Source organism: Phreatobacter aquiterrae, from assembly GCF_053471285.1.
In genome coordinates, this window is sequence record NZ_JBJPHW010000010.1 from 1 (window position 1) to 20774 (window position 20774).

Genomic DNA, 20774 nt, shown 5'->3' on the forward strand with positions numbered 1-20774 from the left:
TCCTGGAACCAGATCTCGATGGGCTTGCGGCGGGCTACCCGGCCGACATGGGCTTCGAGCGTGCGCGCGAAGTTTTTTTGAACGCCTGGATGACCTCGCCATCCTGTTTAGGGTGACGCGGACGCGCACTGACGTGCGAGAAGCCGAGCGTCGTCAGAAGCTTGCCAATCGTGCGCTCGTGGTACTGGACCCCGAAGCGCTCGGCGACCAGCGCCTGGAGGTCAACCCGCCGCCAGCGCACCACGCCATGGACCACACGGTCGGGACCGGTCTCGACGATGGCGGCCAACTCGGCCTCCTGCGCCGCAGTCAGCCGACGGGGCCTCGGCCGCGCGAGATCGTCCTTCAGGCCTTCCGGGCCGTGGTCTTTGAAGCGATGGACCCAATCCCGCAGCGTCTGGCGGTCCATCCCGCCGATCCTGGCCGCTTCCGTGCGGTTCATCCCGTCCAGCACCGCCGCCAGCGACAAAAGCCGCCGGCTCTGGTTCGCGTGCCGTGAGGCCGCCGCCAGCCGCCGCAGCTCCGGCGCCGTCCATTCTCCCGTGAGCGCAATCGGTTTGGCCATGGCATGGACCCTCCATGCTATCTTGAATCACGATCACGCGCCGATGGGAATCCCTCGCGAGTCAGCGGTCGCGCCCCTTGGTATTACACCACGAATTGAGCGTCGATCCGCGCGCCACAAGCGCGGAGCGTACCGCCAGATAGGTTTCCTCCGATCCAGCGACCGCCAAAGACAACGGAACGGAATGCCTGATTTGGTGCAACATGAATGTGTTAATAGCACCTGTTTCGGTGTCATTCAATGACCTACGACGAAGAATCGCTTGTTCGCGACCTGAAGGCGCTGATGAAAATGCGGAAGCGTTCCGCACGCTCAATCAGTGAGGCTATCAAGGTTCCCTATCGCTCCATCCAGAATTATCTTTCTGGGGAGAGTCGAATTCCAGCAGTTGTTTTGATTGCAATACTTGATGAATTAGGAGCCGATATAAGATTGCTCCGTCACGGGGACGCTCTATTAAGTCATTGGGATCTTAATGACGCAATTTTTCGCGTTTTTGGGGACTATTTATCTGAGATTGATATTGATGCTATTGGGCAGACGCGCAACCTCGGCCGGAGCGAGACAACGCCTGAAGACCTAATGGAGCAAACTCGGCGAGTTAAGAAGGCAAGCACCTTGGCGGGCCGTCTTAGCGAGGCTTACGACGAGATGGTCCGGGGGAATCGCATGGTGGCGGGCGGCCAATCCCCAACGATCAAGGAATTGAAAGAGCGGCATGAGCAACGCCTTGCCGCCCAAGAGCAAAAGGAAAAGGACTAGTTCGGCAATAGGTTCGGCAATCGTCGCCGTGCGCTGATTAAAGACGCAGGCAGTTCGCGAATAACGTCCGTATCATCAATCACTTCAGAGCTAAGTGGCGAAGAGCGATATCGGCTTGGCAGGGGTCGCCATTGCGCCGGCCGAAGTCCCATAACAATCAGCGGGTTAGGTCGGCGCTCCGCCAAATAGCTCCGACGCGCCTCCGCCAATTTTCGATGGCGCATCCACGGGACAGGGACAGCGATATCCTCAGGAGCCATCCGGCGTGATTCGCATAAGACATATTATGGAATATAAAGATCCGCACAAATGCGGGAGGATTGGGGTCAGGCGATATCCAGCACCATGCCGTCATAGGCCGGAACGACGCCATCCGGCAGGCGCGTCGCGATCGTCCGGTAGTCGATGTCCGAATGAAGGTTGGTCAGCACGGCCCGCCGTGGCTGGAAGCGGGCGATGACGGCCAGTGCCTCATCGACCGACAGGTGCGTCGGGTGGCGCGTGTAGCGCAGCGCGTCGAGGATGAAGATGTCCGCGTCGCGAAAGTGCCGCTCCGATAAATCCGGAAGCTCACTGATATCGGGACAATAGATGACATTCTTGAACCGGAATGCGAAGGCGCGGTAGCCGGCGCCGTGCATGACCGGTATCGGCATGAAGCTCAGATCGCCGCCGGGTCCGTGGATGACGATCGCCTCGTGCGGCGCGAAGAGATGCAGGTCAACAATGGGCGGATAGTCGCTGCCGGACGGCGAGGCAAAGCAATAGCCGAACCGCTCGCCGAGCGTGCCGGACGTGATCTCGTCGGCATGGATGGCGATGCGTCGGCGCATAGTCAGCACCAGCGGCCTCAGGTCGTCGATGCCATGGGTATGGTCTGCATGGTCGTGGGTGTACAGCACGGCATCGAGCCGCGTCACGCCGGCGTCCAGAAGCTGCTCGCGCACGTCCGGGCCGGTGTCGATCAGGACTGTGGTGACGCCTTCGGGCCCGGGCTGCTCGACCAGCAGCGCACAGCGGCGGCGCCGGTTGCGCGGCTCGGCGGGATCGCAGGCGCCCCAGCCCTGGCCCACACGCGGCACGCCGCCCGACGAGCCGCAGCCGAGGATGGTGACCTTCAGCGCCATCGCACGGCTCAGGCCGACAGGTGTCGGCCGGGATCGGCCTTGGCGAAGAGCCGGTAGAAGTTCTCGGTCGTCTGGCGCGCCATCTCGTCCGGCGTCACGCCGCGGGCCTCGGCGATGATGCGACCTGTTTCCACCACATAGGACGGTTCATTGGTCTTGCCGCGGAACTTGCCCGGCGCGAGATAGGGCGCGTCGGTCTCCACGAGGATGCGGTCAGCCGGCAGCTCGGCCGCCAGTTCGCGCAGATTGGCGGCGCTCTTGTAGGTGGCGATGCCGGAAAATGACACGTAGAGCCCGAGCTCGACGCCTGTCAGCGCCAACTCCCGCGAACCCGTGAAGCAGTGGAGAACGGCCTTGAAGGCCCCCTTCCCCATTTCCTCGGTCAGGATGGCGGCGACCTTGTCGTCGGCCTCGCGCGCATGGATCACCAGCGGCAGGCCGGAGGTGCGCGCTGCCGCGATGTGGGTGCGGAAGCCCTGTTCCTGCGCCTCGCGCGGCGACTTGTCGTAGAAATAGTCCAGGCCCGCCTCGCCGATGGCGATGACCTTGGGATGCGCGGCAAGCCGGACGAGGTCGGCGGCGGCGACGTCGAGTTCCTCGTGGGCATTGTGCGGATGGGTACCGACCGAACACCAGATGCCGTCATGGGCTTCCGCGATGGCGCGGATGCCGTCGAACCGGCGCACGCGGGTCGATATCGTCACCATGGACTGCAGCCCCGCCGCCACGGCGCGGGCAATCAGCCCGTCGCGGTCGGCGGCCAGTTCCGGAAAGTCGAGATGGCAATGGCTGTCGACCCACATCAGGCCGCGGCCTCCGGCTCGACATAGCGCGGGAAGACGCCGGCCGGTGGCGGAAGGGCTATGCCGGGCGTCAGGCGGTTTGAAAGCGCCGCGAAGTCGCGCGCATCCTCCGGCACCGCCAGGAGGTCGAGCAGTTTCGGCGCGCCCAGCGGAATGGCCGGGGCGGCAAGGATCGCCGCCTGGCGGATGATCTCCGCGGTCACGTAGAGCACCGTCTCCATGCGCGCCGGATCGGTCTTGCGCAGCGCCCAGGGCGCCTGTGCGGCGAAATAGCGGTTGGCCTCGCCGACGACGTTCCAGACCGCCTCCAGCCAGCGGTGCAACTGCTGGCTCGCCACCGCCTCGCGGGAGACGTCCAGCATGCCGTCGGCAGCGGCGAGCATCGCCTCGTCCTCGGCCGAGAAGGCGCCGGGCGTCGGCAGCACGCCGCCGCAGTTCTTGGCGATCATGGAGAGCGAGCGCTGGGCGAGATTGCCGATGTCGTTGGCGAGGTCCGCATTGGTACGCGCCACGATGGCCTCGTGCGAATAGGAGCCGTCGTTGCCGAAGGCCACCTCGCGCAGCAGGAAATAGCGCATGGCGTCGACGCCATAGGCCTCGGCCATGGTGAAGGGGTCGACGACGTTGCCGAGCGACTTCGACATCTTCTCGCCCCTGTTGAACAGGAAGCCGTGGCCATAGACGCGTTTCGGCAGTGGCAGGCCCGCCGACATCAGGAAGGCCGGCCAGTAGACGGCGTGGAAGCGGACGATGTCCTTGCCGATGACGTGCAGATCCGCCGGCCAATAAGCCCATTTCGGGTCGCTCTCGTCGGGAAAGCCGGCGCCGGTGATGTAGTTGGTCAGGGCATCGACCCAGACATACATGACGTGGCCGTCGGCGCCCGGCACCGGCACGCCCCAGTCGAAGGTCGTGCGCGAGACGGACAGGTCCGTCAGGCCGCCCTTCACAAAGCTGATGACCTCGTTGAACCGGGTGTCCGGACCGACGAATTCGGGGTTCGCCTCGTAATGGGCCAGCAGCCGGTCCTGGTATTTCGACAGGCGGAAGAAGAAAGTCTCCTCCTTGGTCCATTCGACCGGCGTGCCCTGCCCGCCGACGCGCACGCCGTCGGGTCCGACCGAGGTCTCGTCCTCGGCGTAGAAGGCCTCGTCGCGGACCGAATACCAGCCCTCGTAGCCGCCGAGATAGATGTCGCCGGCCGCCACCATGCGCTCCCAGATGGCCTGGCTCGCCCTGTAGTGGCGCGGCTCGGTGGTGCGGATGAAGTCGTCGTTGGAAATGGCGAGCGCCCCCGCCATGGCGCGGAAGCGATCGGCGTTGCGGTCGGCCAATGCGCGGACGGCCAGGCCCTCGCGTTCGGCCGTCTGCACCATCTTCAGGCCGTGCTCGTCGGTGCCGGTCAGGAAGAAGACATCGCGCCCGTCCGCCCGCATGAACCGGGCGACCGCGTCGGTGGCGATCACCTCGTAGGCGTGGCCGATATGGGGTGCGCCGTTCGGATAGGAAATGGCGGTCGTGACGTAGAAGCGGGGCTTCGACATGGGGCGTTTCGGACGGTTCGGGGTCAGGCGCGCCGCCGGCCGGCCTCGGCGAGCCAGCCGAAAACCTGGAAAACGAAGGGCTTGCGTTCGAGATTGAACGTGCGCACCTGCGCCGCGGTAGCCTCGACCTTCTCCCATACCTCGGCATGGGGTGCAAGGCTGACAGCCCCCTCGCCGGCCCGTGTGGTCACCTGCCGGTGAAGGTGGTCGAGCACCATGCGGACGAAGAGCTCGAAGAGCGCATCGTCGCGGCGCGCGAGCTTGTCGCCGACGGCATGGATGGCCAGAGGATCGGGCGCCGGCAGCGTCTCGAGCAGCCTGCCGACATCGCCCGCAAACCCCTCCTGGCCGCCTTCCGCCAGTTCCAGCGCCCGCCTGAGGCTCCCGTCGGCGAGCGCGGCGATGCGCGCCGCCTCGTCATCCGGCAGACGGATGTCCGCGAAGGTCTGTAAGCCCGCGGCGATTTCTCCGGGGGTGAGCGGATGGAGATGCAGCATGCGGCAGCGCGACCGGATGGTCGGCAGAAGGCGCCCCGGCAGGTGGGCGACGATGAGGAAGAGCGAACGCGGCGGCGGCTCCTCCAGGAGCTTCAGCAGGGCATTGGCGCTGGAGCGGTTGAGATCGTCCGCGGCGTCGACGATGCAGACGCGCCAGCCGCCCTCGCCGGCCGTCGAGCCGAAGAAGCGGACGATGTCGCGCATGGCGTTGACGGAGATGTCCTGCGGGATCTTCTCCTTGCCGGCCTCGGCGATGCGCCTGAGCGCCAGCAGGTCCGGATGGGATCCTGCGACGATCCGCCGGGCGGCCGGATGTTCCTCGGCAACCGCAAGATCACGAACGGTGGCCGGCACGCGTGCACCGACAGGATTCGCCAGCACGAAACGGGCGAAGCGATAGGCGAGCGTCGCCTTGCCGATGCCCTCCGGCCCGCCGATGAGCCAGGCATGGTGCATGCGCGGGCCGCGATAGGCGTCGAGCAGTTGCCGCTCGGCCTCGCCATGGCCGATCAGGATCTGACGCTCGCGCGGATGCGGCGCGCCATCGAGGCGGTCGGCGGCGTTCTCCTCGATCATGGCGAGACCAGCCTCACGCCGAGGCCGAAATGCTCGACGACAGCCGTGCGGATGGCGTCTGCCACCACATCGGCGTCGGCGCTGGCGTCGATCAGCTTGCAGCGCTCCGGTTCCAAGCGGGCGAGCGACTTGAAGCCCTGGCGGAGCTTGTTGTGAAAGGCGAGCCCTTCCTTTTCGAAGCGGTCGGCAGCCTCACCGCGGCTGACCACGCGGGCCATGCCGACCTTGGCCGGCAGGTCGAGGATGAGAGTGAGGTCGGGACCGTCTTTGCCGACCGTCACCCGCTCCAGCGCCATGACGAAATCGAGCGGAACCCTGCCGGCATGGCCCTGATAGACGCGGGTGGAATCGGCGAAGCGATCGCAGATGACCCAGGCCCCACGCGTCAGCGCCGGAAGGATCGTCACCGCGAGATGGTCCCGGCGCGCCGCCGCAAAGAGCATGGTCTCGGCCTCGGCTCCAAAGGGTTCCGCACCGCCCGACAGCAGCACGTGGCGCAGGATCTCGGCTCCCGGCGAGCCGCCGGGTTCGCGGGTGAGTACCACCTCGAAACCGCGCTGTTCGAGAAAGGCCACGAGGCGGCGGGCCTGTGTCGACTTGCCGGCCCCCTCCCCGCCTTCGAGCGTGATGAAGCGGCCGCGGGCCTCTGGCGTCTCCGTCACGGCCGGGCGACCCCGGACCGGATCCAGCCGGTGGAGAGTTCCCAGGCCCCCTGCATGGCGCGCTGCGTCAAGGTTCCCGCCGGCACGTCGACCGCGGCGAAGACCGGAACCTCCAGCGCCACCTGCGAACCCCGCATGACGCGCAGCTTGCCGACCTCGGCGCCCTGGCGCACCGGCGCGCGCACCGGACCCCGATAGACGATCTGCGCCGAGACGCGGTCCGACTGGCCGCGCGGCAGCAGCAGACGGACGAGCTTCTGCGCCGTCACCGGCACGCTGCCCTGCGCGCCGCCATAGACCGACACGTCACCGATGGCCTCATTCTCCTGGAACAGGTCGCGCAGTTCGAAGGAGCGGAAGCCCCAGTCCAGCAGCTTGCGCGCCTCGTTGGAGCGTTCCTGCAGCGAGCGTGCGCCCATCACCACGACGATGAGCCGCTGGCCGTTCTGCACAGCCGATCCCGCGAGGTTGAAACCGGCCTCCTCGATGTAGCCGGTCTTCAGGCCGTCGGCGCCGGTATAGGTGCCGAGCAACGGATTGCGGTTCTGCTGGCGGATGCCGCCCCAGGTGAACTCGCGCTCGGCATAGATCGCATAGTGTTCGGGAAAGGTGCGGATGATGTGGTCGGCGAGCCGGGCGACCTCGCGCGCCGTGGTCCTCTGCTCGGGGTCCGGCAGGCCGGTGGCGTTGCGGAACACCGAACGGGTCAGGCCGAGCGCCCGGGCGCGGTCGTTCATCACCGGGATGAAGTTGGCCTCGGTGCCGGAGATTGCCTCGGCCAGCGCGATGGAAGCATCGTTGCCGGACTGGATGATGGCGCCACGCAGGAGATCCTGCACCTTCACGCGCGAGTTGACGGCCGCATACATGGACGAGGTGCGCGAGGGCGCTCCGCCGCGGCGCCAGGCGTCCTGGCTGATGACGATCTCCTGGTCGGGCAGCAGCCGGCCCTGCCGCATCTCCTCGAAGATCACCGCCATGGTCATCAGCTTGGCGAGGCTGGCGGGGGACTGGAGTTCGTCGGCCGCCTTCTCGAACAGCACGGACTGGGTGCCGACGTCGACCAGGATGGCGTTGCGGACGGTGGTCTGGAAATTGTCCTGGGCACGCGCCGTGTCACCGCCGAACAGTGCGGTCGCCGCGAGAAGCGCGGCGCCAAGGCCTCTCCAGCAGATTCGCAATGCGGCCACGGCACGCCTCCCCGCTCCATGGATGGGACGGAGGCCGCGTGAAATCAAGGTCGATCAGTAGAGCGCGCCGAAACCGAGCGCGGCACGGACCGGAGCGCCGCCGGGCATGGCCTGGATCGCCGGCGCCGGGCGCGAGGGCGGCGCGAAGGCGGTGGCGGTCGGAACGGTGACCGGCCGGGACGATGCCGCGGCGAGGACAGGGCCGGAGGACGGAGCGACCTGCGGCGCCGGAGTGGCGACCACCGTCACGGTCGGGGCGACCTGCGCCGGGCCGGCGCGGCGCGCGACGACGGTGGTAGCGGCGGGAGCGGCGTCGCGCTGGCCCGGCCGTGCGAGCGGCAGCGGCGCCGAGGCCATGGTGACGGGCGATGCCGCAACCTGCGCCTGGGTGGCACCTTGAACGACCGGCGCTGCCGTCTGACCCGGATCGGGCTGGCGCATGTCCGGGTTCGGCATGTCCTGCCGGAAGAAGGCAAAGGACGGCGCCGGTGCAGGCTGGGACGAAGCCGCCGCCAGAACGGGCTGGGCGGGAACCGCAGCGATTGTCGGCTGCGCCTGGCGCGGTGCCGGGTCCGGCACAGTCTGCGGCGCGGCGGAGGCGATCATGGTCGGCGTGACCTGATTCGGGCGCGGCGCCGGGGTTCCGTCGGTGCGCAAGGTCGCGAGCAACTGGCGATCGTCCGAACCTTCCAGCGGTGCGCGACCGATATACTCCACCCGCACGCGGGCGAGGCCCTGGCCGCGGAAGTTCAGCATGTTCGAGGCGCGCTGCGACAGGTCGATCACCCGGTTGCCGTGGAACGGCCCGCGGTCATTGACACGCACGACCAGCGAATGACCGTTGGTCAGGTTGGTGACGCGGGCGTAGCTCGGCATCGGCATGGTGCGATGGGCGGCCGACAGCGTGTGCATGTCGTAGACTTCGCCATTGGCGGTCAGGCGGCCGTGGAACTGGCGGCCGTACCAGGACGCGACGCCCGTCTCGGTATGGCCCTCGCGCTTTTCGAAGGGCGTGTAGCGGCGCCCGGCCACCGTGTAGGACCGGCCGACCCGGTAAACGCCGCCGCCGCGCGGAACCGGGCGGCCCTCGTCGACGACCCGCGGGCTGGAGCTGACGCCGTAGCGGCTGTTGAAGCGGTCGACGGACGGCGCACCCTGCGCCACCCTGTCCTGCGAGGCGCAGCCGCCAAGCGCGAGGCCGACGCCGCAAAGCGCCGTGCAGAGCAGAAGCTTCGCCCGGGACGCGCCGATGTCGGCAGGCACAGGCGATGCGCCGCTCGTCGCTGGATGGGTCAAGCCGGTCGCTCCATGCCGCACGTCCGCGAGCCATTGCGGCCCGCATCCCGCCGGTTGTCATACCCGACGTTAATGAAGGGTTCCAGTGTCGGGGCAATTGAGACGAATTCGTGGCGCGGCCCGAAACCAGGAGGCGGATGGTGTAGCAGGCATTAACCGCGTTGGAGGGCGGCACGCATCGGTCAGCGGGGCCATCAGGCACCCGGCAATTGTCGCAGCCAAGGATGATGGTGCAGCCTGCCGAGCCTGGGCAGCCATGCCGGGGATCTGGCGGATGGGGTGAGATTCGAACTCACGGTGAGCTTGCGCCCACGGCGGTTTTCAAGACCGCTGCCTTAAACCACTCGGCCACCCATCCAGACCAGGCCACGATGCAGGTCTGGCGTCCGGCGATTGGCGCCGCAGGGACGGCAGTCCCCCGAACGCATCCGCCGGCTGCGGAGCGTCTCTGTATGGCGAGAGGGCAGCTGGCGTCAACGCGGTCACGAACCGCCTGCGGCCGCGGCGGCGGGGGGTGCGCTGGCGGGTGCCCGGAGGCTCTCGGCCGTTCCGATGCGGCTCTTCTCGTCCTCTTCCGCATAGACGATCTTGGCGAGGGCGATGGAGCCCTCGGCATGGGCCATGTCGAGCAGATAGCGCATGGTCTCGAGCCCCTCCGCGCCGGCCTGCATCCGCACCGCGTCGAGGCTCCCCAGCAACTGACGTACCTGGTCCGAGCGTTTCATCTGTCCCTCCTCAATCAACTGTTTCCTCCGGAATGGCCCGGGCGCTGGCGGCGCCCGGCCTATGGACGCGCGGCCGTTGCCGTGCGGATGTCCGGCTCAGCCATGATGTGGTCGAGCGCGCGCACCGAATCCTCGGAAATGGTCGCGACGAAGGGCACGACCAGCGCGCCGTCGCAGACCGCGCCGAGGCCAATGGGGCGCGTCGGGATGCCGATCCGCTCGAAGGACAGGATCCAGTCGGGATGACCCTGCAGGCTCAGCTCGTCGACGCCCCGGTCGAGCGCATAGGCGACCACGTGGCGCAGCATGCTGTGGAAACCCGAGGGGCGCCGGCCGCGCGTGTTCTGGGGCACGCACAGGCGCGACCATTCGAGCGTGGTCTCGCGCCGCGGCACCTCGGAGGCCATATGCGGATAGACGTCGGCAAGGAGATGCGGGCCGGTGGTGGGGAGAATGCGGCTGTAGACGAGCAGCCGGTCGCCCTCGCACAGGGTGAAGTGGACGGTCTCCTCACCGTCGAACTGGTCGACCTCCCGGCCGTCGCGGGCCATCGGCAGGGTCCAGCCGTAGTCGACGACAAAGGTCTGGTAGCGCAGCCGCCAGACCTGCTCCATCAGGCTGGCATGACGCCCGGCGTCCCGTCCGCGAATGACCTGCAACTGCATGACCGCACCCCCGTGTGTGGAGGTATCGTCATGCCAATGGCGGGCTGCAGAAATCCCACGATCGCGGGATTTACAGCCAGTCGCGTCTCATGCACTCGGCAACGAGGTGGGGGCCGCTGACCGTGCCGGTCTTTTCGCGGGCGTGACGGAGGAAGTCCTTCACCGTCTGCTCGCCGACGCCGAGTATCCGGCCGGTTTCCCACGCGCTCTTGCCGGCCGCCAGCCAGCGCACACACTCCCGCTCGCGCGGCGTCAACCCGCTGATCTGCGGAGGAGGCGACAGCGCCTGGAACGCATAGAGGCCGATGAGATGGATGGCGCTCTCGTCGCGCTTGGAGATCATGTACTTGTCGGTGCCGAAGGACAGCGCCGAGCGGAATCCGCCGGCGCCACGGAACGGCACGATGAAGCCGTCGTTGAGCCTGAACTCGCAGGCTTCGTCGAGGACGACATTGCTCCGGGCGCGGCCGGGTTCGCGCGTATCACTCCACCGGAACGGTGCAGGGCTCGAATGGACGCGCTGGAGCGCGCTGTCGAGCGGCCCGTAGTTCTGCTCGTGGTAGCGCTGCGACCAGCCCTCGGGCCAGTCCTGCACCACGACGTGCGGCTTGAGGGCATCGTCGGGATTGGGGATGCCCGCCAGGATCATGCTGGTGAAGCCGAAGGTCGACATGAGTCGGGTCAGTTCATCGATGACGCCCCGCCGGTTCGAGCCGCGCATGCGGTCGATCACGTCGAAAGCGAAATTTTCGATGCGGAATTCACCATCCCTGTCCACGACGCGCCATCCCCCTCGCGCACCATCCGTCCCCTTGGCAATGACGCGCGAACTTGACGTGCAAGTCAACTTCCCGTCGCCGGCGTCGACCGGCGATGAGCAAAAAAGAAACCCCGCCGCCCGCGAGGGCGACGGGGTTCTGGTCAGGACCCGCGGTCCCGGATCAGAAGCGGCAGACGCGCTCGCCCCACTGGTTGATCCAGCACCGGCGAACCGGGCGGAAGGGACGCGGACCGTAGAAGCCGTACGGACGATACGGGCGATACGGGCGATACGGGCGATACGGACGGTAGGGGCGGTAGTAGCGGCGGCGGGGATAGCCATAGCCCCACTGCATCTCAAGCGGTGCACCGGCCGCCGGAGCGGCAACGGTGGCAGGAGCGGCCATGACCGCCGACGTGCCGAGGGTACCGACGGCGACGGCGCCACCTGCGAGCGAAAGGAAGAAGCTGCGACGATCCATGTAATACCTCCTTGGATACCGAGGCGGGAAGATTGGCCCGCCCTGCTTGAACGAATGATGAACCGTCCAGCGCGGACAAGGTTCATGGCGATGCTGCGTACCTCCGCCGCGGCGCTCACTCGCCCTTGATGGCGATGGTCTTCTTTTCGGCGACCGCCTCGGCGGGCTTCGGCAGATGGATCTTCAGGACGCCCTTCTCGAACCGCGCCTCCACCTTGGTGGTGTCGATGTCGAAGGGAACCGGGATCGACCGCGAGAAGGAGCCGTAGCTGCGCTCGGTGACGTGCCAGTCCTTGTCGGTCGTCTCCTTTTCGCTCTTCTTCTCGCCGCGAATGGTCAGCGTGCGTCCGGCCGCGGAAATCTCCACGTCCTTCGGCTCGCAGCCGGGAAGTTCCACGGTGATGTCGAGGGCGCCGGCACTCTCGGCGATGTCGAGGAACGGGGCGAAGTCCAGAGCGCCGGACGAGGGGCTGAGACCGCCCGACCTGCCGAAGGCCTCGAACAGGCGGTCGATCTCGTTCTGGAGCGACGCGAAGGGATGGCGGGACAACTCGCCGCCACGGGTGAACAGCGAGGGCAGGAAACCATGCTGGGCCATGACCGTCTCCTCTTGTGGCCGTTGCAACATCATCAAGATGGGAACGAAAGATCGCGGCGCACTTGATCCACCTCAAGCATCGCCGACCAGCCGGGCCTCCGGACTTGCTTGTCGAAAGCGGCGCTTTCCCCTATTGGCGGCCCTTGCCCCGCGATGAGCCCCGATGACCGCCACCACCGCCCTGCCCGCTGACGACCGCCCCGCCCCGAAGATTTCCTTCGTTTCGCTGGGCTGCCCGAAGGCGCTCGTCGATTCCGAGCGCATCATCACGCGCCTGCGCGCCGAAGGCTACGAGCTGTCGCGCAGCCACCAGGGCGCCGATCTCGTGCTGGTCAACACCTGCGGCTTCCTCGATTCGGCAAAGGCGGAAAGCCTCGCCGCCATCGGCGACGCGCTGAAGGAGAACGGCCGCGTCATCGTCACCGGATGCATGGGCGCCGAGCCGGAACAGATCCGCGCGGCGCATCCGTCGGTCCTCGCCATTACCGGCCCTCAGCAGTACGAGAGCGTGATGGCGGCCGTCCACCAGGCCGCACCGCCCAAGCATGATCCCTTCCTGGACCTGGTGCCGCCGCAGGGCATCAAGCTCACCCCGCGCCACTACGCCTATCTGAAGATTTCCGAGGGCTGCAACAACCGCTGCACCTTCTGCATCATCCCGAAGCTGCGCGGCGATCTCGTGTCGCGGCCGCTGGGCGAGGTCATGCGCGAGGCGGAGAAGCTCGTCGCCGCGGGGGTGAAGGAACTCCTCGTCGTCAGCCAGGACACTTCGGCCTACGGCATCGACGTGAAATATGCCGAGAGCTCATGGCGCGACCGTACCTGGCGCACGAAGTTCCTCGATCTCGCGCAGGCCCTGGGCGAACTCGGCGTCTGGGTGCGCATGCAGTATGTCTATCCCTACCCCCATGTCGACGAGGTCATCCCGCTGATGGCCGAGGGCAAGATCCTCCCCTACATCGATATCCCCTTCCAGCACGCACATCCCGACGTCCTGCGCCGGATGAAGCGGCCGGCGCATCAGGAGAAGACCGCCGAGCGCATCCGCCGCTGGCGCGAGGTCTGTCCTGACCTGACCATCCGCTCCACCTTCATCGTCGGCTTTCCCGGCGAGACCGAGGAGGAGTTCGAGTTCCTGCTCGACTGGCTGGACGAGGTCGGCCTCGACCGCGTCGGCTGCTTCAAATACGAGCCGGTGGCTGGCGCCACCTCCAACGGCCTCGAGGGCCATGTGCCGCCCGAGGTGATGGAGCGCCGCTGGCACCGGTTCATGAAGAAGCAGGCGGAGATTTCCGCCCGCCGCATCCGCAGGAAGGTCGGCACCCGCCAGCAGGTGCTGATCGACGAGGTCGGGCCGACCGTCGTCAAGGCGCGCTCCAAGGGCGATGCGCCGGAGATCGACGGTTCGGTCTTCATCCAGACCAGGCGCAAGCTCGCCGTCGGCGAGCTGGTCACCGTGAAGATCGACCGGGCCAGCGAATACGACCTCTTCGCGAGCTTGTGATCGCCGGCCTGGACGCCGCGGTTGCCAAGAATTAACCCTTTTCTGCCATAGTGTTGCCCGGTTGGCGTGAGGCGCGAGGGTGTCGTGACGGTTGAGTGGTGCAGCGCGGCAACAGTCAGTTGCGCATCCTGTCCGGCTCACGGTTTCGTCATGTTTGACGCCCTCCGCCAATGGTAACGACCCTCCCCCGGCTCACGAAGCTGTTGCGAGACCATGACCCTTCTTCGACAGGGGCAGGGAACCTGTTTCGCGCTGGCATGTTACGAGGCTTATGATGACGATCGACCGACGTTTCCTTGTCCTGGGTGCCCCGTTCATTCTCGGCGCCTGCACCACGCGCCGCGAGGAGCTGGTGCTCGAGACGCCGCGTATCGATCCCTATTACGCCGCCATGTATGCCGAGGTTCAGGGCGAGCCCCATCCCGTCCCGGCCGTCGACCTGTCCAAGGTCGACGAGCGCTGGCTGCGCCGTGAGGTTGCCTATCGCGGCCGCGAGCAGCCCGGAACGATCGTCGTCGACCCCTCTGCCCGCTACGCCTATCTCGTCATGGAGAACGGCCGCGCCATGCGCTACGGCGTCGGCGTCGGCAAGGAAGAGGGCTTCAACCTCACCGGCATCGCCTCGATCGGACGCAAGGCCGCGTGGCCGCGCTGGACCCCGACGCAGGAGATGATCCGCCGCGAGCCCGATCGGTACGGCCCCTTCGCCGGCGGTCTGCCCGGCGGCCCGGAGAACCCGCTCGGCCCCCGCGCGCTCTACCTCTACCGCGGCAACCGCGACACGCTCTATCGCCTGCACGGGACGACCGAGCCCTGGACGATCGGCACGCAGGTCTCCTCGGGCTGCATCCGCTTCCTGAACCAGGACATCATCGACCTCTACGGCCGCGTGCCGGTCGGCACCACGGCCATCGTCCTGCCCCCCGATGCGAGCGTCACGAGCTGACGCGCCGGCCTCTCTTCCGCCGACGTCTGAAAGGCCGGCCTCGCGCCGGCCTTTTCGTGTCGGCGCGCCGCGGCGGCTCATGCCGGCGATGTATCCGATCGCCGCGTGACCGGTGCGGGACACCAGCGCCAGCACGACGGCGGCGAGAGCCGCGAAACCCGTCATCATCATCATCATCGCCCTGCCCTCCTCCCGCTTCAGGATGGAGAATAAGGCCATGCGGGTTTTCGGGGATTAGTTTCGTCTCGAAAAGATCGACGCGGCCAAAGGGGCAAGGCCGGAACCCAGCCCGTTGGCGATCCGACCGCACGAAAAAAAATCCGCGGACGGACACCGCAGGTCGGACTTATCACCGGCCCGCCGTGCATTCGGCGTTCCGTAGGAGGCTACCACCATCCATCAGCGATGTTGATGGGACATCATTCCTTGCGGACTACGGTCCCATTCGTTTCGCTGATCACGTGTGGACAACGCGACCATAGGCGTCGAGAACGCTCTCGTGCATCATTTCCGACAGGGTCGGGTGCGGGAACACCGTGTGAATCAATTCCTCTTCCGTGGTCTCGCAGTTCATGGCGACGACGAAGCCCTGAATCAATTCCGTCACCTCGGCGCCGACCATATGGGCGCCGATCAGTTTGCCGGTCTTCGCATCGAAGATGGTCTTCACCAGACCCTCGGGCTCGCCGAGGGCGATCGCCTTGCCGTTGCCCATGAAGGGGAAGCGGCCGACCTTCAGCGTGTAGCCGGCTTCCTTTGCCTTCGCCTCCGTCAGCCCGACCGAGGCGACCTGCGGGTGGCAATAGGTGCAGCCGGGGATCATCGCCTTGTCCATGGCGTGGGTGTGGAGGCCCTTGATCGTCTCGACGCAGATGACGCCCTCGTGCTCGGCCTTGTGGGCGAGCATCGGCGGGCCGGCGACATCGCCGATGGCGTAGATGCCGGTGATATTGGTGCGGCCGAACCCGTCGGTCTTCACCGTGCCGCGATCGAGCGTGACGCCGAGCGCCTCGAGGCCGAGGCCCTCGACATTGCCGACGACGCCGACGGCGGAGATGAGACGCTCGGCGGTCAGGGTCCGCTTCGCCCCCTTCTCGTCCTCCACGGTGGCGGTGACGGAATTCGCGCCCTTCTCCACCTTCGTCACCTTGGTGGAGGTCATGATCCTGATGCCCTGTTTCTCGAAGCGCTTGCGGGCATGGGCCGATATCTCGGCGTCCTCCACCGGCATGATCTGCGGCAGCACCTCGACCACCGTCACTTCGGCGCCCATGCTGCGGTAGAAGGAGGCGAATTCGATACCGATGGCGCCCGAGCCCATGACGATGAGGCTCTTCGGCATGGCCTCGGGCTTCATGGCCTCGAAATAGGTCCAGATCAGCTTGCCGTCCGGCTCGATGCCCGGCAGGACGCGCGGCCTCGCCCCGGTCGCGACGATGATGTGCCTGGCCTGATAGGTCCCGGCGCCGAGCGTGCCCTTCGGCGGCGGCACCTGCGGCTGGACGGCGGGCTTGGCGGAGGCCGAGACGACCACCTGACCGACCTTCGCGATCTTCGCCTCGCCCCAGATGACGTCGATCTTGTTCTTCTTCATCAGGAAGCCGATGCCGCCGTTGAGCTGCGCCGAGACGCCGCGCGAGCGCTTCACCACGGCGGCCATGTCGACGGTCATCGTGCCGTTCAGCGTCAGCCCGTAGTCCTTGGCGTGGGTGGCGTAGTGGTAGATCTCCGCCGAGCGCAGCAGCGCCTTGGTCGGGATGCAGCCCCAGTTGAGGCAGATGCCGCCGAGATGCTCGCGTTCCACCACGGCCGTCTTGAACCCGAGCTGTGCCGCGCGGATGGCGGCGACATAGCCGCCGGGGCCGCCGCCGATGACGATGATGTCGTAGTTGGACATGGGTGACGCCTTTCGTGGGCTCTCGGTCACAGGAACGACAGGCGCGCCGTGCGGGCGCAGTCCTCGTTCATCTCTCCAAACAGGGTGTCGGCCTCGGCGAAGGCCTTGTCGAAGGCCGCGCGCGGCTGCTTGTAGGTGTCGCGGGCGATCGCCAGCAGCTTCCAGGAGAGCTGCGTGTAGCGCTCGCGGATGGCATCGTCGCGGAAGTTGGCGAGGAAGGTGCCGAGCGCGCCGAACCTGAACACGCTCGCCTCCACCTCGCGCTGCACCAGCGGTTCCGCTGCATCGGCGGCGCGACCGGAGGCCGCCGCCTCGTGCATGGCATAGGTCCGCATCTTGATCTGGAAATAGGCGTCGATGATGTCGCGGCAGGTGCGCAGATACTCGCCGCGGATGACGTTGCGCTGCACGACGTCGAGATTGCGCGAGTAGTTGTAGCTCTGGAAGAACGACGAGGCCATGGCGAGGGTCGCCACCACGATCGACACCAGCGTCCACCGCGCGCCGCTCATGCCCGGCTCACACCAGCATGCCGATCGGGTTCTCGATGTAGCCGCGGAACGCCGCCATCAGCTCGGCGCCGAGCGCGCCGTCGACAGCCCGGTGGTCGGTGGAGAGCGTCACGCTCATCACGGTCGCTACCGCCGGCGCGTCGTTCTTCACCACCACGCGCTTCTCGCCGGCGCCGACGGCGAGGATCGTCGCGTGCGGCGGGTTGATGACAGCGGCGAAGTCCTTGATGCCGAACATGCCGAGGTTGGACACCGCCGAGGATCCGCCCTGATACTCCTCCGGCTTCAGCTTGCGATTGCGTGCCCGCACCGCGAGGTCCTTCATCTCGTTGGAGATGACCGAGACCGGCTTGTGGCAGGCGTCGCGGATCACCGGGGTAATGAGGCCGCCGGGAATCGAGACGGCGACGCCGATATCAGCATGCTTGTGCTTGAGCATGGCGCCGTCGGTCCAGGTGACGTTGGCGTCGGGCACGGCGCGCAGCGACAGCGCCAGCGCCTTGATGACGAGGTCGTTGACCGAGAGCTTGTAGGCCGGCTTGCCGTCGATGACCGGCGCCGCCTTGTTGATCTGCTCGCGCAACGCCAGCAGGGCGTCGAGTTCGCAGTCGATGGTCAGGTAGAAATGCGGGATGGTCGTCTTCGCTTCCGTCAGGCGACGGGCGATGACCTTGCGCATGTTGTCATGCGGTACCTCCTCGAAGGAGCCCGGCGCGAAGAGCTTGCGGACCTGATCGTCGGAGGGTGCCGAGACCGGAGCCGGCTTCGGTGCAGCGGCCGAGGGGGCTGCGGCAGGCGCAGCCTTGGCCGTTCCGCCGGCGGCGGCGGCCTTCACGTCGCGCTCGACGATGCGGCCGTGCGGGCCGGTGCCGGCGACCTTCGACAGGTCGATGCCCTCGAGGCTGGCGATGCGCTTCGCAAGCGGCGAGGCGAACAGCCGGATACCGGAGGCGGCAGCCGCGAGACTGGCAGGAGCAGGCGGCAGCGGCTCGGCCTTGGCGGCGGGCGCAGCCGCCGGCTGGGGAGCGGCAGCGGGCTTCGGCGCGGCAGCCGGTGCGGCGGCGGCCGGCTTCGCCCCTGCCCCGCCGGCGGCGGCCTTCACGTCCTCGCCCTCGGCGGCGATGACGGCGATGAGCTGGTTCACCGGCACGTCCTGCGAGCCCTCCGGCACGAGGATCTTCGCGAGGATGCCCTCATCGACTGCCTCGACCTCCATGGTCGCCTTGTCGGTCTCGATCTCGGCGATGACGTCGCCGGCCTTGATGGCGTCGCCTTCCTTCTTCAGCCACTTCGCGAGATTCCCCTTCTCCATGGTCGGGGACAGCGCGGGCATCAGGATGTCGATGGGCATGGTCGGTGCTCCGGACGGGGCCGTTAGCTGATGGCGGTGGTGGAGCCCGGATCGGTCGGGCTGTCGAGTTCGGCATCCAGCATGTTGCGGATGCGGTCGAGGGTCAGCGCCTCGGAGGCGCCGGTTTCCATGGCGTGGATGCGGGCGACGTGGCGGGCGATGTCGGCGAGCACCATGCCCCAGGCCTGGGCGTCGTCGAAGGCACGGCGCATGGAGATGTGCAGTCCGCCCTCGACGATGCCGGCACGCACGATCTCGACACCGCCCTTCTCGAGGGCGGCCGGCGGGATGGCCAGGGCGTCGAAGGGGAGCGTCATCGGTCAGTACAGTCAGCAGAGACGAGCTTACACACTTGCCAATCGCCGTCGGACTGCCAGCTTTGCCGTTTAGCGCCTGCGTGAGCTGCAATGACACCCTCGTTGAGGCGAATGGCCTCGAATTGCTCCTCGCGCGAGCCCCCAGCTTTGAGACAGTCGGTTAGGTACTCTAGCGACATCTCGACGCAAAGCCGCGTTCCGTCATCATCGCGGAAGCCGGCGTTCAAACCAAAGCTGTCCGACCTGACTGCGATCTCACCATCTTGAAGTGCCAGCAACACTGCCTCCACATCACTTGTAGGTCACGGCCTTGACGGCCTCGATCACCTCGGCGACCGAAGGCAGCGCGAGCTTCTCGAGGTTGGCGGCATAGGGCATGGGCACGTCCTTGCCCGAGACGCGGGCGGGCGGCGCGTCGAGATAGTCGAAGGCGCGCTCGACGACACGGGCCGTGATCTCGGCGCCGACGCCGGACTGCTGCCAGCCCTCCTCCACCGTGACGATGCGGCCCGTCTTCATCACCGAGGCGATGATCGTCTCGGTGTCGAGCGGGCGGAGCGAGCGAAGATCGATCACCTCGGCGTCGATGCCGAGCTTTTCCAGCTCCGCCGCCGCCTTGGTCGCGTAGGTCATGCCGATCGACCAGGCGACGATGGTCACATCCTTGCCGGGGCGGTGGATGCGCGCCTTGCCGATGGGCAGCACGAAGTCGTCGAGCTTCGGCACCTCGAAACTCTGGCCGTAGAGAATCTCGTTCTCGAGGAAGATGACCGGGTTCGGATCGCGGATCGCCGCCTTCAGGAGGCCCTTGGCGTCGGCCGCCGTATAGGGCGCGACGACCTTGAGGCCGGGAATGTGCGAATACCAGGCCGAGTAGTCCTGGCTGTGCTGGGCGGCGACGCGCGCCGCGGCGCCGTTCGGGCCGCGGAACACGATGGGGCAGCCCATCTGTCCGCCTGACATGTAGAGCGTCTTCGCCGCCGAGTTGATGATCTGGTCGATCGCCTGCATGGCGAAGTTGAAGGTCATGAACTCGACGATGGGCTTGAGGCCCGTGAAGGCCGCGCCGACGCCGATGCCGGCGAAGCCGTGCTCGGTGATCGGCGTGTCGATGACGCGGCGCGCGCCGAACTCCTGCAGCAGCCCCTGCGTGATCTTGTAGGCGCCCTGGTACTCGGCGACCTCCTCGCCCATGACGAAGACGGCCTCGTCCCTGCGCATCTCCTCGGCCATGGCGTCGCGCAGCGCCTCGCGCACCGTGATCGTCACCATCTCCGTGCCTTCGGGGACATCCGGATCGGCGGCGATGGTCGGGGCCGGGGCGGCAGAGGGCGGTGTCGCCAAGACGACGGGAGCAGCCGGCGGCGCGGACTGGTCGGCGCGCATCGCGGCCGCCTCGGGCGTCGGCTCCTGTGCTTTCGCCACAGGGGCCGGGCCGGCGGCGGAGGCGTCCTCGCCCTCCTGCGTCAGCACGGCGATGATCTCGTTGACCGCCACGTCCTGCGTGCCCTCGGCGACGAGGATCTTGGCGAGGATGCCCTCGTCGACCGCCTCCACCTCCATGGTGGCCTTGTCGGTCTCGATCTCGGCGATGACATCGCCGGGCTTGACCCTGTCGCCTTCCTTCTTGGTCCACTTGGCAAGGTTGCCCTTCTCCATCGTGGGCGACAGCGCCGGCATCAGGATGTTGACAGGCATGGATGGCTTCCGGTCAGGAGGTCAGGAACGGGCGGAAACGATGCCGGTGGCGATGCCGGCGATCAGGGCCATGAAGAACACGGCGATGGCGAGGTAGAGGCGCCTCAGGTGGGGCATCGCCTCGTCGGGCATATGGCGGATGGCGCCCATCCAGTTGACGAAGCGCCTGAAGCCGAGCGCCCGATAAGGCGGGTGGCGCTCCGATATGATCCACGCCCGGATCATCGACCAGGCCGCAACCAGCCACGCGCCGAAGGCGACGAGGGCGAGCGCGGTGGCCATCACCTGGGCGATCATC

At 67.1% G+C, this 20774-nt stretch carries 21 protein-coding genes, 1 tRNA gene and 1 pseudogene; 3 read left to right on the forward strand and 20 right to left on the reverse strand.

What is annotated here, in order from left to right; genetic code table 11:
* A pseudogene (locus tag ACJ4V0_RS15145) lies at nt 1-565 on the reverse strand (IS630 family transposase); the annotation flags it as partial.
* Between the two features lie 240 nt (nt 566-805).
* Between ACJ4V0_RS15145 and ACJ4V0_RS15150 the strand changes: the two are divergent.
* Entirely contained in the window at nt 806-1327 is a 522-nt protein-coding gene (locus tag ACJ4V0_RS15150; protein ID WP_448300429.1) for a hypothetical protein, read from the forward strand.
* A 326-nt stretch (nt 1328-1653) separates the two neighbouring features.
* Here the strand turns inward: ACJ4V0_RS15150 and ACJ4V0_RS15155 are convergent, their stop codons facing one another.
* From ACJ4V0_RS15155 to ACJ4V0_RS15215, 13 genes are all read right to left on the reverse strand, one after another.
* Complete coding sequence (locus ACJ4V0_RS15155; RefSeq protein WP_448300430.1) at nt 1654-2454, reverse strand: MBL fold metallo-hydrolase; 801 nt, start codon at nt 2452-2454, stop codon at nt 1654-1656.
* Nucleotides 2455-2462: 8 nt separating this feature from the next.
* Nucleotides 2463-3257, reverse strand: coding sequence for a TatD family hydrolase (locus ACJ4V0_RS15160; RefSeq protein WP_448300431.1), 795 nt, complete (start codon nt 3255-3257; stop codon nt 2463-2465).
* Nucleotides 3257-4801: a methionine--tRNA ligase gene (gene metG, locus ACJ4V0_RS15165; protein ID WP_448300432.1), complete on the reverse strand. Its 1545-nt coding sequence runs from the start codon at nt 4799-4801 to the stop codon at nt 3257-3259. The genes ACJ4V0_RS15160 and metG overlap by 1 nt, the downstream gene beginning before the upstream one ends.
* A 23-nt stretch (nt 4802-4824) precedes the next feature.
* A complete protein-coding gene (locus ACJ4V0_RS15170; protein WP_448300433.1) occupies nt 4825-5874 on the reverse strand; it encodes a DNA polymerase III subunit delta' in 1050 nt (349 codons plus the stop codon).
* Nucleotides 5871-6536: a dTMP kinase gene (gene tmk / locus ACJ4V0_RS15175; protein WP_448300434.1), complete on the reverse strand. Its 666-nt coding sequence runs from the start codon at nt 6534-6536 to the stop codon at nt 5871-5873. Before tmk ends, ACJ4V0_RS15170 begins: the two co-directional genes overlap by 4 nt.
* Nucleotides 6533-7726 (reverse strand): D-alanyl-D-alanine carboxypeptidase family protein, encoded by a 1194-nt coding sequence (locus tag ACJ4V0_RS15180; protein WP_448300435.1) that lies wholly within the window; start codon nt 7724-7726, stop codon nt 6533-6535. The genes tmk and ACJ4V0_RS15180 overlap by 4 nt, the downstream gene beginning before the upstream one ends.
* 54 nt (nt 7727-7780) lie before the next feature.
* Nucleotides 7781-9022, reverse strand: coding sequence for a septal ring lytic transglycosylase RlpA family protein (locus ACJ4V0_RS15185; protein WP_448300436.1), 1242 nt, complete (start codon nt 9020-9022; stop codon nt 7781-7783).
* Between the two features lie 268 nt (nt 9023-9290).
* Nucleotides 9291-9380 (reverse strand) — tRNA-Ser (locus ACJ4V0_RS15190).
* A 124-nt stretch (nt 9381-9504) separates the two neighbouring features.
* Nucleotides 9505-9747 (reverse strand): hypothetical protein, encoded by a 243-nt coding sequence (locus tag ACJ4V0_RS15195; RefSeq protein WP_448300437.1) that lies wholly within the window; start codon nt 9745-9747, stop codon nt 9505-9507.
* A gap of 59 nt (nt 9748-9806) precedes the next feature.
* Nucleotides 9807-10412: an acyl-homoserine-lactone synthase gene (locus ACJ4V0_RS15200; RefSeq protein ID WP_448300438.1), complete on the reverse strand. Its 606-nt coding sequence runs from the start codon at nt 10410-10412 to the stop codon at nt 9807-9809.
* Nucleotides 10413-10482: 70 nt separating this feature from the next.
* On the reverse strand, nt 10483-11190 hold the full coding sequence (locus ACJ4V0_RS15205) for a helix-turn-helix transcriptional regulator (RefSeq protein WP_448300439.1): 708 nt from the start codon (nt 11188-11190) through the stop codon (nt 10483-10485).
* A 163-nt stretch (nt 11191-11353) separates the two neighbouring features.
* Entirely contained in the window at nt 11354-11653 is a 300-nt protein-coding gene (locus ACJ4V0_RS15210) for a hypothetical protein (RefSeq protein WP_448300440.1), read from the reverse strand.
* Nucleotides 11654-11768: 115 nt separating this feature from the next.
* The gene (locus tag ACJ4V0_RS15215) at nt 11769-12251 is read right to left on the reverse strand and encodes an Hsp20/alpha crystallin family protein (protein ID WP_448300441.1); all 483 of its coding nucleotides are present in this window, start codon (nt 12249-12251) and stop codon (nt 11769-11771) included.
* Between the two features lie 163 nt (nt 12252-12414).
* Here ACJ4V0_RS15215 and rimO point away from each other — a divergent pair, with 163 nt between their 5' ends.
* Complete coding sequence (gene rimO, locus ACJ4V0_RS15220; RefSeq protein WP_448300442.1) at nt 12415-13755, forward strand: 30S ribosomal protein S12 methylthiotransferase RimO; 1341 nt, start codon at nt 12415-12417, stop codon at nt 13753-13755.
* A 274-nt stretch (nt 13756-14029) separates the two neighbouring features.
* Complete coding sequence (locus ACJ4V0_RS15225) at nt 14030-14701, forward strand: L,D-transpeptidase (RefSeq protein WP_448300443.1); 672 nt, start codon at nt 14030-14032, stop codon at nt 14699-14701.
* Nucleotides 14702-15158: 457 nt separating this feature from the next.
* Here the strand turns inward: ACJ4V0_RS15225 and lpdA are convergent, their stop codons facing one another.
* The 6 genes from lpdA to ACJ4V0_RS15255 form a co-directional block, all read right to left on the reverse strand.
* Entirely contained in the window at nt 15159-16598 is a 1440-nt protein-coding gene (gene lpdA / locus ACJ4V0_RS15230; protein ID WP_448300444.1) for a dihydrolipoyl dehydrogenase, read from the reverse strand.
* Nucleotides 16599-16624: 26 nt separating this feature from the next.
* Nucleotides 16625-17110 (reverse strand): hypothetical protein, encoded by a 486-nt coding sequence (locus tag ACJ4V0_RS15235; protein WP_448300445.1) that lies wholly within the window; start codon nt 17108-17110, stop codon nt 16625-16627.
* Between the two features lie 7 nt (nt 17111-17117).
* On the reverse strand, nt 17118-18461 hold the full coding sequence (locus ACJ4V0_RS15240; protein ID WP_448300446.1) for a pyruvate dehydrogenase complex dihydrolipoamide acetyltransferase: 1344 nt from the start codon (nt 18459-18461) through the stop codon (nt 17118-17120).
* A gap of 23 nt (nt 18462-18484) precedes the next feature.
* Nucleotides 18485-18778, reverse strand: coding sequence for a DUF5076 domain-containing protein (locus tag ACJ4V0_RS15245; protein ID WP_448300447.1), 294 nt, complete (start codon nt 18776-18778; stop codon nt 18485-18487).
* Between the two features lie 291 nt (nt 18779-19069).
* On the reverse strand, nt 19070-20476 hold the full coding sequence (locus tag ACJ4V0_RS15250; RefSeq protein ID WP_448300448.1) for a pyruvate dehydrogenase complex E1 component subunit beta: 1407 nt from the start codon (nt 20474-20476) through the stop codon (nt 19070-19072).
* Between the two features lie 21 nt (nt 20477-20497).
* The gene (locus ACJ4V0_RS15255; protein WP_448300449.1) at nt 20498-20773 is read right to left on the reverse strand and encodes a hypothetical protein; all 276 of its coding nucleotides are present in this window, start codon (nt 20771-20773) and stop codon (nt 20498-20500) included.
* Nucleotide 20774: the final 1 nt, after the last annotated feature.

Bases quoted from the DNA above. Each gene is read 5' to 3' on its own strand.
- ACJ4V0_RS15235 (WP_448300445.1), bottom strand. From the start codon at position 17,110: ATGAGCGGCGCGCGGTGGACGCTGGTGTCGATCGTGGTGGCGACCCTC.
- ACJ4V0_RS15195 (WP_448300437.1), bottom strand. From the start codon at position 9,747: ATGAAACGCTCGGACCAGGTACGTCAGTTGCTGGGGAGCCTCGACGCG.
- lpdA (WP_448300444.1), bottom strand. From the start codon at position 16,598: ATGTCCAACTACGACATCATCGTCATCGGCGGCGGCCCCGGCGGCTAT.
- ACJ4V0_RS15160 (WP_448300431.1), bottom strand. From the start codon at position 3,257: ATGTGGGTCGACAGCCATTGCCATCTCGACTTTCCGGAACTGGCCGCC.
- ACJ4V0_RS15155 (WP_448300430.1), bottom strand. From the start codon at position 2,454: ATGGCGCTGAAGGTCACCATCCTCGGCTGCGGCTCGTCGGGCGGCGTG.
- ACJ4V0_RS15200 (WP_448300438.1), bottom strand. From the start codon at position 10,412: ATGCAGTTGCAGGTCATTCGCGGACGGGACGCCGGGCGTCATGCCAGC.
- rimO (WP_448300442.1), top strand. From the start codon at position 12,415: ATGACCGCCACCACCGCCCTGCCCGCTGACGACCGCCCCGCCCCGAAG.
- ACJ4V0_RS15210 (WP_448300440.1), bottom strand. From the start codon at position 11,653: ATGGATCGTCGCAGCTTCTTCCTTTCGCTCGCAGGTGGCGCCGTCGCC.
- ACJ4V0_RS15255 (WP_448300449.1), bottom strand. From the start codon at position 20,773: ATGATCGCCCAGGTGATGGCCACCGCGCTCGCCCTCGTCGCCTTCGGC.
- ACJ4V0_RS15250 (WP_448300448.1), bottom strand. From the start codon at position 20,476: ATGCCTGTCAACATCCTGATGCCGGCGCTGTCGCCCACGATGGAGAAG.
- ACJ4V0_RS15170 (WP_448300433.1), bottom strand. From the start codon at position 5,874: ATGATCGAGGAGAACGCCGCCGACCGCCTCGATGGCGCGCCGCATCCG.
- ACJ4V0_RS15215 (WP_448300441.1), bottom strand. From the start codon at position 12,251: ATGGCCCAGCATGGTTTCCTGCCCTCGCTGTTCACCCGTGGCGGCGAG.
- ACJ4V0_RS15225 (WP_448300443.1), top strand. From the start codon at position 14,030: ATGACGATCGACCGACGTTTCCTTGTCCTGGGTGCCCCGTTCATTCTC.
- ACJ4V0_RS15240 (WP_448300446.1), bottom strand. From the start codon at position 18,461: ATGCCCATCGACATCCTGATGCCCGCGCTGTCCCCGACCATGGAGAAG.
- metG (WP_448300432.1), bottom strand. From the start codon at position 4,801: ATGTCGAAGCCCCGCTTCTACGTCACGACCGCCATTTCCTATCCGAAC.
- ACJ4V0_RS15245 (WP_448300447.1), bottom strand. From the start codon at position 18,778: ATGACGCTCCCCTTCGACGCCCTGGCCATCCCGCCGGCCGCCCTCGAG.
- ACJ4V0_RS15150 (WP_448300429.1), top strand. From the start codon at position 806: ATGACCTACGACGAAGAATCGCTTGTTCGCGACCTGAAGGCGCTGATG.